Origin of the sequence: Pseudomonas sp. MD195_PC81_125, from assembly GCF_014060985.1 — a bacterium.
Lineage (GTDB): Bacteria > Pseudomonadota > Gammaproteobacteria > Pseudomonadales > Pseudomonadaceae > Aquipseudomonas > Aquipseudomonas parakoreensis.
The window spans coordinates 1-535 of sequence record NZ_JABULD010000962.1; the positions used below are offsets into that span (position 1 = coordinate 1).

Below are 535 nucleotides of genomic sequence, written 5' to 3' on the forward strand. Positions count from 1 at the left end.
CTTCAGCTTGCATGCCTTTCTGACCGCGGGTAGCGATGAAAGAAACCTGTTGGCCTTCTTTCAGGCTTTTGAAGCCGTCGGATTGGATAGCTTTGAAGTGAACGAACAGGTCGTCACCGGATTGTGGAGTGATGAAGCCGAAGCCTTTTTCATCGTTGAACCACTTAACGGTACCGGTTTGGCGATTAGACATGGTGTAACTCCTTGAACAAAGATAACTGCGACTCAGGAAGAACCCTGGCCGAGACTGAGTGCAAAGAGCAGGAAAAATTCTTGTAGATGGTTGGATCGAAATTCAACATATCGTGTAGAGATTCTCAGTGACACAAGCAGCACAGTGGCGCCACCTTAACCCTTTTTCCGGAACGTGCCAATGCTTCTTGCGAAGGTTTCTCTGTTTTAAGGATCGGCGGTGTGACGCTTCGTCGCCAGGACGCGTATTTCCAGCGTGTACGCCGAGAATTGCAGCGCACACTTTGAACCCGGCGGCGCGCCCGGTAAGATGCCGGACAGATTTTTTTCCACCTCGCTATTC

Annotated in this window: 1 protein-coding gene; it reads right to left on the bottom strand. The window is 50.5% G+C overall.

The window, feature by feature from the left end:
- A partial coding sequence (locus tag HT737_RS30600; protein WP_182404688.1) for a cold-shock protein occupies positions 1 to 193 on the bottom strand: 193 nt, incomplete at its 3' end.
- Positions 194 to 535: the final 342 nt, after the last annotated feature.